Origin of the sequence: Streptomyces sp. NPDC127084, from assembly GCF_042724175.1 — a bacterium.
Lineage (GTDB): Bacteria > Actinomycetota > Actinomycetes > Streptomycetales > Streptomycetaceae > Streptomyces.
The window spans coordinates 1-10,479 of the sequence record NZ_JBHXFA010000195.1; the positions used below are offsets into that span (position 1 = coordinate 1).

Here is a 10,479-nt window from a genome sequence, read left to right on the forward strand (position 1 = left end):
TAAACCGGGGCCCCACCGCGACCCGCGCCACACGACGGCGCACTGTGCGAGCACTCGGAATCGATCTCCCCAGGCGGCGGGGCCCCCCCCGGCCACCCCCCCGCTTCACGTCCTTCGCCCTCGTACGTGTACTACAGGGCGACACCCAACAGGGCGTCCACGGCACGCGACACCAGACCGGGCGCGCCCTCGTCCGTGCCGCCGTCGGCCTGCTGCCGCGCCGCCCAGCGGTCGACGGCCACGAGCGCGGCAGGGGCGTCCAGGTCGCCGGCCAGGGCCTCGCGGATCTCCTCGACCAGGGCGTCGGCCGGCGGGCCGTCGGGGCGCGAGACCGCGGCGCGCCAGCGGGCCAGACGGTCCTGGGCCTCCTGGAGCACCTGGTCGGTCCACTCCCAGTCGGCGCGGTAGTGACGGGACAGCAGCGCCAGCCGGATGGCGGCCGGGTCGACCCCGTCACGGCGCAGCACGGACACGAAGACCAGGTTTCCCTTGGACTTCGACATCTTCGCGCCGTCCAGCGCCACCATCCCGGCGTGGACGTACGCCTTGGCGAACGGGTGCTCGCCGGTGAGGGCCTGGGCGTGCGAGGCGCCCATCTCGTGGTGCGGGAAGGCCAGATCGGAGCCGCCGCCCTGGACGTCGAAGCCCATGCCGAGGTGGTCCAGGGCGATGGCGACGCACTCGATATGCCAGCCGGGGCGCCCGGGTCCGAGGCTTGCGCCGTCCCAGCTGGGCTCGCCGTCGCGGGCCGCCATCCACAGCATGGGGTCGAGCGGGTTCTTCTTGCCGGGCCGCTCGGGGTCTCCGCCGCGCTCGGCCGACAGGGCGCGCATCAGGTCGGCGTCGTAGCGGGAGACCTCGCCGAAGTGCGGGTCGGCGTCCACCGAGAAGTAGATGTCGCCGTCCAGTTCGTATGCGGCACCCGCGTCGCGCAGACGCTCCACCAGGGGCACGATTCCCGGTATCGCCTCGACGGCGCCGATGTAGTGCTGGGGCGGAAGCATCCGCAGCGCGGTCATGTCCTCCCGGAACAGAGAGGTCTCGCGCTCGGCGAGCGCCACCCAGTCCTCGTCGTCCCGCTTGGCGCGCTCGAGCAAGGGGTCGTCGATGTCCGTGACGTTCTGGACGTAGTGGACCTGCCGCTTGGTGTCGAGCCACACGCGCTGCACGAGGTCGAACGCGTTGTAGGTCGCCGCGTGACCCAGGTGGGTCGCGTCGTACGGGGTGATTCCGCAGACGTAGATACGGGCGACGGGACCGGGGTCAAGGGTTACAAGACCGCCGGTCGAGGTGTCGTGGATCCGGAGGTCGCGGCCCTTGCCGGGCAGGGCGGGGACCTCGGAAGCGGGCCAGGCATGCATGCCATGAGCGTAACCGGATGCGGCTTCCGGATACGAACCGGATATCAGCTCTTGGCTGGTTGGGCCCTCTTGCGCGGGTCGGTGAGCAGGAGGTATCGGCGCAGACCGCGGAGACGGTGCCGCAGAGCCATACCGGTGGCGGGACAGCGACGCGGCCCGGCGACGGCCGTCCTGCTACACCGGCGGCCAGGGGATGGCGGGCCAGTTCCCCGAGGGCTCCGGGTGTCGGCCACCGGCCAGCAGGTCGGCGACCCGCGCTCGGATTGCCGCCACCTCGGCGGCCGTGAGCAGCCGCGCCAGCCTGTCCGAGAGGTCCGACCGGTCGTCGCCGAGGGCATCGGCCAACGCCCCGAGCGCACCCTTGGCCTCCGCTGTCAGCGGCTCCCCCGCCCAGCCCCACAGCAGTGTGCGGAGCTTGTCCTCCACGTTGAAGGTGACACCGTGGTCGATCGCGTACAGCCGTCCGCCCGGCGACGGCAGCAGATGGCCGCCCTTGCGATCACCGTTGTTGATCACCGCGTCGAGCACGGCGAGCCGCCGCAGCCGAGGGTCGTCGGCGTGTACGAGCAGCGCCGTGCGCCCCTCCCCCACATCGGCGAGGCCTACGGGCTTCCAGCCGTCGCCGGGTTCCTCCGTGTCGACCAGGGCGAGCAGCTCGCCGGCGGCTGGATCGGTCTCGATCCAGAGCTGGACCATGCCCTCGCCATAAGGGCCGTCCCGCAGCACGGTGGGCGGTACCAGGCCCCACCCGGTGGACTCGGAGATCTCGTACGCCGCGACCTCTCGCTGAGCGAGCGTCCCATCGGGGAAGTCCCACAGGGGCCGTTCACCGGCGACCGGCTTGTAGACGCAGTGCGCCTCGTCGCCGTCGAAGGCGACCGAGCAGAACAGCACCGCGTTGGACGCCTCGCGGACCCGCCCCCGCACGGTGAGCTCACCCTTGGTGAGCAGGTCGAGGGCGGTCACGCTCCGCGGCGATATCCGTTCTGGCGCGGACATACGTGTCCCTCCGGGTCGAGCGGCAGGCTGCACAGGGGGCACGGCGGCCGCCCCGCGTTCACGACGTCCAGGGCGCGCTTGGCGAAGGCCCTCGCCTGTGCCCCGGTCAGCCGGACACGCAGCATCGGCGGTCCGTTCTCCTCATCCTGCAGCAGCCGTTCCTCGGCCTCGGCGAGGTCCTCCTCGGAGTCCGCGTCGAGCTCCACCAGCGCCTGCGCCTCGACGATCATGCGCTCTTCCTCGCCGTCCCAGGCCAGCGCCATCGTGCCGACTCTGAACTCTTCCTCCACCGGCGAGTCGAGCGGGGCGGTGTCAGCGACGTCCGTGGGAGCCATGGCCGGTACCGGGGCGTTGCCCCCGGTACGGCGCACCACCTCGTCAAGGAGCTCGTCGATCCGCTCTGCAAGCGCCGCGACCTGGGTCTTCTCCAGGGCGACACTCGTGATGCGACCGGCGGCCGATGCCTGGAGGAAGAAGGATCGGCGCCCAGGCAGCCCGACCGTGCCGGCCACGAAGCGGTCCGGCGGGTCGTAGAGGAATACCTGACGGGGCACGTCCTGTCTCCCTTGAAGAATCAGCGGGCTTACGGCCCGTCCACCCTACTGCGCCGACCGATCACTGTGCGCCAGCACCGCCCCCGACCACCGCGGCTCCGTCCTGCCCTCCCTCCGGGCGCTTCGCGGGCACCAGCGAGCCGAAGTCCCCCGTGTCGCCCAGCCGGAGCAGGAAGGGGCGGGTGCGCGTGTAGCGGATGGCCGTCACGGAGCACGGTTCGACATGGATCCGCTGGAAGAGGTCGAGGTGCATACCGAGCGCGTCCGCGACAACGGCCTTGATGATGTCGCCGTGCGAGCACATCAGATAGACCGCCTGCTCACCGTGCTCACGCGTCAGACGTGCGTTCCAGTCGTGCACGGCGTCCACGGCACGGGCCTGCATGGCACGCATCGACTCGCCGCCCGGGAAGGTCACCGCCGACGGGTGCCGCTGGACAACCTCCATCAGGGGCTCGTCGGCGAGCTCGGCGAGCTTGCGGCCCGACCATTCGCCGTAGTGGCACTCGCCGATCCGCTCGTCGGTGTGCAGCGGCAGTCCGGGACGCGCGTCCAGCAGCGGCTGCAGGGTCTCCAGACAGCGCTGGAGCGGGCTGGTGACCACGGCGGCGAGGTCTACGGAGGCGAGTCGCTCCGGCAGCGCCGCTGCCTGGAGCCCGCCCCGCTCGTCAAGGCCGACTCCGGGTGTCCAGCCGGCGAGGACCGCCGCGGTGTTGGCGGTGGAGCGCCCGTGGCGTACGAGGATCAACGTGGCCATGCGGGTCAGCCTAGTGCCGGGGCGGACGGCCGGGAGCTCGGTCTCGGGCGGGGACCGCCGGGGCTGTGCGGGCGGGGCCGGGGGGCGGGCACGGGCGGGGCCGAGCGGCCGCGGGCTGGGGACTGTACGGATGCTGGCGGGGTGGAGGCTGCGCGGTTGGGTGCCGCGCGGGTGCGGACCGGGCCCGAGCGCGGAAGAATGCGCGCCGTGATCGTGGATTGCGCCATCTACCGGGAGGGCCGCCGCACCAAGGGTCCCGACGATCTTTCCGATGCCCTCGCCGAGGCCCGCGCGAGCGGGGACGCGTTCCTGTGGATCGGTCTCCATGAACCGACGGAGTCGGAGTTCGACCGTGTCAGCAGCGAGTTCGGCCTGCACGCGCTGGCCGTGGAGGACGCGCTCAGTGCGCATCAGCGGCCCAAGCTGGAGGTGTACGACGATTCGCTGTTCGTGGTGCTCAAACCACTGAGGTACGACGCGGAGACCGATGCCGTCTCGGCTGACGAGGTGATGGTCTTCATCGGTGACTCGTTCGTGGTCACGGTGCGGCACGGGGAGAGTTCACCGCTCCACTCCGTACGCCTTCGCCTGGAAGCCGCTCCCGAGGTGCTCCGTCACGGTCCGACCGCCGTTCTCTACGCCGTCTGCGACGCGATCGTGGACCACTACATCGACGTGGCGAGCGAGTTGCAGATCGACATGGAGGGCCTGGAGGCGGAGGTCTTCGCGCCCGAAGGGGGCGGGTCCCGGAACACCGCGGCGAAGATCTACACCTTCAAGCGGCAGGTGCTGGAGTTCCGCCGGGCGACCGTACCGCTGTCGGCACCGGTGGAGCGGCTCACGAACGCGACGGTCCCTTTCGTCCATGAGCACGCCCAGCCGTTCTTCCGCGATGTGGGCGACCATCTGCTGCGGGTCAACGAACAGGTGGAGGCGCTGGACCGGCTGCTCTCGGACATCCTGGCGGCGCACCTCGCGCAGATGGGCGTACGGCAGAACGACGACGTACGGAAGATCTCCGCCTGGGCGGCCATGGTGGCGGTTCCGACGATGGTCGCGGGGATCTACGGGATGAACTTCGAGCACATGCCCGAGCTGAGCTGGACCTGGGGATATCCGGCGGTCCTGCTGCTGATGGCGGTGGTGGTGTACGGGCTGTACCGGTTGTTCAAGCGCCGCGGATGGCTGTGATCACGGCTGCCGGTCACCCCACCGTCAGATGGCGGGAGCGGCCGCCGCCGGGCCACCGAGTGCGTTGCGCCGTTCGGGCATCTTCAGGCTCACCATGCGCCGCCAACCGCCGGCCCGCTCGTAGACGTACATCGCGTGGATACCCGCGGCGAGTGCGACCGACTTGGCCTTGGGCCAGCGCAGCAGTCTCCCCATATGGGACATCACGGCGAGGCTGACGTCCCGGTAGACGGTGATCTCGGTGAGAGCGCACTCGCGGAGCGCACGCTGGATGGTACGGCCGTGCCCGGCGTAGGCGAGGCGGAGCAGCTCCTCGTGGCAGTAGGCCAGATGGTTGTCCTCGTCGTCGCAGATCTGCCGGATCGCCTTGCCGACCTCGGGATGATCCCCGAAGTACCTCACCAGCATGTCCATCTGGTCCGCCGCGCGCTGTTCGGTGACCCGGCTGTGGGAGAGGTAGACGATGATGTCCCGCTCGCTGAGGCGCTGGTCCTGGCGCAGCTTGTCGTGGGCGAGGCCGATGCCCTGGCGCTCCAGGAGCATCGTGTAGTCCGTCTCGGGCGGGACGGCGACGGGGTCGAGGCCCCTCTTCTTCAGCAGCCCGTTGAAGATCCGCCCGTGTTTGTCCTCGTCCGCCCCGTGCCGGGTGATCTTCGGGGCGAGCTCGCCCATGGAGTCGGGCACGAGTGCGGCGATCCTGCCGTTCTCCCAGCCGCCCTGGGTCTCGCCACTGGCCGCGATCGAGCAGAAGAGCTGGTAGGAGTCGTCACTGTCGAGGATCTCCTGGAACAGGCTTCGGGCCGAGAGCATCACTGCCACCTCCAGTCGGACACCCGCAAAGAACGAGTCAAATGCGGAGCGGCCGGTCAGGCAACCGATGGAGCGGAGGACTCAGCCAAAAGGAGGAGCGCGCGGGAAGCGCGTGCGAGGCACTCCGGCCGCGCACAGGACGGCACAGGCGCCGCGTGGCGCCTCCCGGGCGTCCCGTGACCCCAGGACGCCGGGCGCGTTAGACGGCATGACGGCCGTGGCGGGGATGACCCCGAGCCCCCACCACGGCCGCAGGTCGTTCAGCAGGTGCCAGGCGAACGGCGGCAGGTCGTTCACCGGCGGCCGGGCGCGGCGCGATCAGGCCAGCCCGGCGCGCTCCAGGGCGTCGGTACCGGCCCGCAGGGACGCCAGCCGCTCGTCCAGGGTGAAGCCGGCGGGGGCGAGAGTCAGCGTGTTGACCCCGGCCGCGGCGTAGGCCTGCATCCGATCGGCGATCCGCTCGACGGGGCCGAGCAGCGCCGTCGAGTCGACCAGCTCGTGCGGCACGGCGGCGGCGGCGCCGTTCTTGTCACCGGAGAGGTACTTCTCCTGGATCTCCGCGGCTTCCTTCTCGTATCCCATGCGCTGGGCGAGCTGGTTGTAGAAGTTCTGCTTCCGGCTGCCCATACCGCCCACGTAAAGCGCCGTGTACGGGCGGAACATGTCGGCGAGGCCCCGGACGTCGTCGCCGAGGGCGATCGGGAGGGTCGGGCAGACATCGAAGCCCTCCATGGTCTTGCCCACCTTCTCGCGGCCCGCGCGGATGTGGCGGATCGCCGTGTCCTCGATGTGCTCGGCGGCCGCGAAGATCAGCAGGGCGCCGTCCGCGATCTCACCGGTCTGCTCGAGGTTCTTGGGGCCGATGGCGGCGATGTAGACCGGGATGTGCTCGCGCTCGGGGTGCACGGTCAGCTTGATCGGCTTGCCCGGGCCGCCGGGCAGCGGGAGGGTCCAGTGCTCGCCCTCGTAGCTGAGGCGCTCGCGGGTCATGGCCTTGCGGACGATCTCGACGTACTCACGGGTACGGGCGAGCGGTTTGTCGAACTTCACTCCGTACCAGCCCTCGGAGACCTGCGGCCCGGAGACACCGAGGCCCAGGCGGAAGCGTCCCCCGGAGAGGGCGTCGAGAGTGGCCGCGGTCATGGCGGTCATCGTGGGCTGGCGAGCGGGGATCTGGAAGATCGCGGAACCGACGTCGATACGCTCGGTCTGGGCGGCGACCCAGGCCAGCACGGTGGGCGCGTCGGAGCCGTACGCTTCGGCGGCCCAGCACACGTCATAGCCGAGGCGGTCCGCCTCCTGAGCGACAGCGAGGTTGTCGCTGTCCATGCCGGCTCCCCAGTAGCCGAGATTGATGCCGAGCCGCATACCGCTCCCCTTACCCGTCAGTAACGTCTTTCCCGCGGACTCTAGCGCGACGGCCCCGCATCCGACAGGAGCGACTTGTCCACAGGGGTGGATCCGGGCCGAGCCATGGCCAGTAATCTCGCCGCATGGAGCAGAGGCATCTCGGCCGTACCGGCCTGCGCGTGTCCCGGATCGGGCTAGGCACCCTCACCTGGGGCCGGGACACCGACGAGCATGACGCCGCTGAGCAGTTGAAGGCCTTCTGGGAGGCGGGCGGCACGCTGGTCGACACGGCCGACGTGTACGGCGGCGGCGAGGCCGAGTACCTGCTGGGACGGCTTATGGAGCGGCTCGTGCCGCGGCGTGATCTGGTCATCGCGACGAAGGCCGGGAGCGTGCTGGAGCCGGACCGCAGGTTCGACTGCTCGCGCGGTCATCTGCTGGCCGCCCTGGACGCGTCGCTGGAACGCCTCGGCACCGATCACGTCGACCTCTGGCAGATCCACGCCTTCGACGCGCAGACTCCGCTGGAAGAGACCCTTCAGGCCTTGGACCTCGCGGTGAGCAGCGGACGCGCACGATATGCGGGTGTGTCCAACTTCTGCGGCTGGCAGCTGGCGAAGGCGGCGACCTGGCAGGAGGCCGCAGGAGGTATACGGACGCGTCTGGCGAGCACTCAGATGGAGTACTCGCTGCTGCAACGCGGGATCGAGCGCGAGGTGCTGCCGGCCGCGCTGGATCTGGGCGTGGGACTGCTGCCGTCGTCTCCGCTGGGGCGCGGGGTACTCACGGGCAAGTACCGGTCCGGGACTCCCTCGGACTCGCGAGGGGCGTCGGAGACGATGGGGGCCTTCGTCGAGCCCTATCTCGACGACACGGCGAGTCGCATCGTGGACGCGGTCGCGACGGCGGCCGACGGACTCGCGACCACCCCGCTGGAGGTGGCGCTCGCCTGGGTGCGCGACCGGCCCGGGGTGGTCGCTCCGATCGTCGGGGCCCGCACCACGAAGCAGCTTGAGGCGGCACTGTCAGTGGAGGGTCTTAGTCTTCCTGACGAAATCTGCCAGGCGCTCGACGATGTGTCGGCGCCCGTGCACCGCTATCCCGACCAGGACTGGAGCACGCTGTGACCGCGCAACCCGGGGCGATTCCCGGCCCCCCGGAGGACGAGCACGAAGACGCCGCGGTCCCGGACGCCTCGGGCGCCGGAGACGCCGACGCGGGGAGCGCGGCCACGGACAGCGAGCAAGCCGAGGCGGAAGCCACGGCCACGGACAGCGAGCAAGCCGACGGCGAAGGGGCCGGGGCGGGGGAGCTCTCCGAGGCTGAGGCCGAGCTCGCGGCGCAGCGGGAGGTGCGGGCGAGGATCGAGCAGCGCAAGGCGGAGAAGGCCGGGCCGATCGAGGCGGGGGCGAAGCTGAGCGGGACGGCAGCCGACCTGCTGGCGGCGGTGAGGGCGGTGGAGAGCGGGCAGACGGCCGCGGGCACGCTGGTCGAACCGCCCACCGCGCCGCGGCCACCGGCCGCCTCGTCCGTGCCACCACCGGCGCGGCCCCGGGTGCCCGAGCCGGAGCACGGCCCGCGACAGCCCGGTCCGGCCGCCGTGTCCGCGGTGCTGGAGGTGCTGGTGTCGGGCGGCGCGCCCGAGGGGCTCGCGGAGCGTGTGGCCGGCGTCCTCGGGGAGCAGGCCGCGCGGCTGCTGCGTGACGATCCCTGGCGGCTGCTGGCCGTGCCGGGCGTCCGGCCGGAACAAGCGGACGGTTTCGCCCGGGCCCTGCTCGGTGACGAATGCGGTCCGGGCGACGCACGGCGAGCGGTGGGTCTGGTGACCTGGCTGCTGGAGCAGGCCGCGCGGCAGGGCCATACCGCACTGGAGGCGGCTGACGTGCGCGGGGCGCTCGACGCCCGCTCGGTGCCCGACCCTGATGAGGCGCTGGAGCAGGTCATCGCCGCGGGTGCCGTCCTGGTCTTCCAGGACGGGCTGGACGACGCCTTCCAGGACGAGGAAGCGGCGGAAGACGAGGCCGGATCCGGGGAGGCGGGGCGCGGCGGAGACATCGCAGGAGCGGACCGGCCGAGTGTGCCGGTACTCGTCGGCCTGGACCGCTACGCCCTCGCGGAGGAGAGCCTTGCCGACGGTCTCGCCCGGCTGGTCCGGACGGGCCCGGATGATTCCGGCTGGGAAGGGCCTGAGCTGGTGCGGGCGGTCGGCAGCCATGGCTTGGTCGTGCACACGGGTGGTGAGGCGGCGCGCGCCGAGGTCCTCGCTCTGGTCGAGGCCGCTCGCGCACACGGACTGCGTGCGGTGATCGCGACCCACAGCGAGAACGGCCGCCGACGGTCGGGGGACACCGGCGCGGTCACCGTACGAGGGCTGCTCTCCGGGGCCCAGGGCCCCGGTCGTGACACCGACGGTGGCCTCGCGCTCGATGTGCTGGCCGTTCTGGACGCGCCGCAGCTCGACGTCGAGACCGCCGCGATGCTGGTGGAGTCGCTTCCCGAAGGCAGCAGGCTGGTGCTGAGCGGTGACCCCGGAGTGCTGGGCTCGGCAGGCCCGGGACAGGTGTTCGCCGATGTGCTGGCGGCCCGGGTGTGCCCGCAGATCGCCTCCCGGATGCCCGACCCCGGCCCGATCGGGGAGTTGGTCTCGGGCATCGGGATCGGCGAGCTCAACCAGGTGGCGGCACCCGGCAAGGAGGTCGTGATCGTCCCGGTGCGGGACGCCTCCGAAGCCGTGCACCGCACGGTCCAGCTGGTCGCGGACTCGGTGCCGCGGGCAATCGGCGTACCGCCGGAGCGGACCCAGGTGATCACGGTCGGGCATGGCGGATCGGCCGGGACACGCGCGCTCAACGCGGCGCTCAAGGTACAGCTCAACCCCGGACCCGGTCGTTTCGGCGGCTTCGACCCGGGTGACCGGGTGGCTTATGCCCCGAGCCCTGGACGGGTCCTGTGCGGCACGGTGCTCTCAGCGGACGCGGACGGTCTGCGCATCGAGAGTGAGGGGGCGGCCCTCGTCGTCCCCCGGGAGCAGGTCGGCTCGGCGCTGCGGCACGGTTGGGCGCTCACGGCACACCAAGCGGCGGGCAGCCGCTGGCCCGCCGCGGTCGTCGTGCTCCCCGGCGACGCGGCGCAGGGCCTGAGCCGGCCCTGGGTCTACACAGCCTTCAGCCGCGGTGAGCGGCACCTCTCGGTGGTCCACGGTGTGGAGCAGGCCCTGGTGCACGCGGTCGCTCATGTCCCGGCACAGGCCCGTACGACCCGTCTGCGCACCCTGCTGGAGGGGCTGCTCGCCGCGCCGGACGCGTAGCGCGGCCGACTCCCACCGTCGGGGGGGGGGGGGGGGGAGGCGAGGGGCGAGGGAGGGGGGGCGCGGGGGGGGGGGGTGCGCTGGTTTCGGTTGGCGTGCGGGGTGGTGTGGGGGTGGGGCGGCTCGTGCGCGCAGGACGCGTCGACTCCG

The 10,479-nt window shown here is 71.6% G+C and carries 9 protein-coding genes; 3 read left to right on the forward strand and 6 right to left on the reverse strand.

Going from position 1 to position 10,479, the window contains the following annotated elements; genetic code table 11:
- Positions 1–131: 131 nt before the first annotated feature.
- From mshC to ACFWI9_RS30145, 4 genes are all read right to left on the reverse strand, one after another.
- Positions 132–1,361, reverse strand: coding sequence for a cysteine--1-D-myo-inosityl 2-amino-2-deoxy-alpha-D-glucopyranoside ligase (gene mshC, locus ACFWI9_RS30130; protein ID WP_387167166.1), 1,230 nt, complete (start codon positions 1,359–1,361; stop codon positions 132–134).
- Positions 1,362–1,535: 174 nt separating this feature from the next.
- Positions 1,536–2,360, reverse strand: a complete 825-nt coding sequence (locus ACFWI9_RS30135; protein WP_387167170.1) for an SCO1664 family protein — start codon at positions 2,358–2,360, stop codon at positions 1,536–1,538.
- Entirely contained in the window at positions 2,324–2,914 is a 591-nt protein-coding gene (locus tag ACFWI9_RS30140) for a DUF3090 domain-containing protein (protein ID WP_387167173.1), read from the reverse strand. Before ACFWI9_RS30140 ends, ACFWI9_RS30135 begins: the two co-directional genes overlap by 37 nt.
- 61 nt (positions 2,915–2,975) lie before the next feature.
- Entirely contained in the window at positions 2,976–3,671 is a 696-nt protein-coding gene (locus ACFWI9_RS30145; protein ID WP_387167176.1) for a histidine phosphatase family protein, read from the reverse strand.
- A gap of 198 nt (positions 3,672–3,869) precedes the next feature.
- Here ACFWI9_RS30145 and corA point away from each other — a divergent pair, with 198 nt between their 5' ends.
- The gene (gene corA, locus ACFWI9_RS30150) at positions 3,870–4,862 is read left to right on the forward strand and encodes a magnesium/cobalt transporter CorA (protein WP_387167179.1); all 993 of its coding nucleotides are present in this window, start codon (positions 3,870–3,872) and stop codon (positions 4,860–4,862) included.
- A 24-nt stretch (positions 4,863–4,886) separates the two neighbouring features.
- Here the strand turns inward: corA and ACFWI9_RS30155 are convergent, their stop codons facing one another.
- Positions 4,887–5,672 carry a ferritin-like domain-containing protein gene (locus ACFWI9_RS30155; RefSeq protein ID WP_387167182.1) on the reverse strand — a complete coding sequence of 262 codons (786 nt, stop codon included), beginning with the start codon at positions 5,670–5,672 and terminating at the stop codon, positions 4,887–4,889.
- Positions 5,673–5,990: 318 nt separating this feature from the next.
- On the reverse strand, positions 5,991–7,040 hold the full coding sequence (locus ACFWI9_RS30160) for an LLM class F420-dependent oxidoreductase (protein ID WP_387167184.1): 1,050 nt from the start codon (positions 7,038–7,040) through the stop codon (positions 5,991–5,993).
- A gap of 125 nt (positions 7,041–7,165) precedes the next feature.
- Between ACFWI9_RS30160 and ACFWI9_RS30165 the strand changes: the two genes are divergently transcribed.
- Positions 7,166–8,149 carry an aldo/keto reductase gene (locus ACFWI9_RS30165; protein WP_387167187.1) on the forward strand — a complete coding sequence of 328 codons (984 nt, stop codon included), beginning with the start codon at positions 7,166–7,168 and terminating at the stop codon, positions 8,147–8,149.
- Positions 8,146–10,329, forward strand: a complete 2,184-nt coding sequence (locus ACFWI9_RS30170; RefSeq protein WP_387167190.1) for a helix-hairpin-helix domain-containing protein — start codon at positions 8,146–8,148, stop codon at positions 10,327–10,329. Before ACFWI9_RS30165 ends, ACFWI9_RS30170 begins: the two co-directional genes overlap by 4 nt.
- Positions 10,330–10,479: the final 150 nt, after the last annotated feature.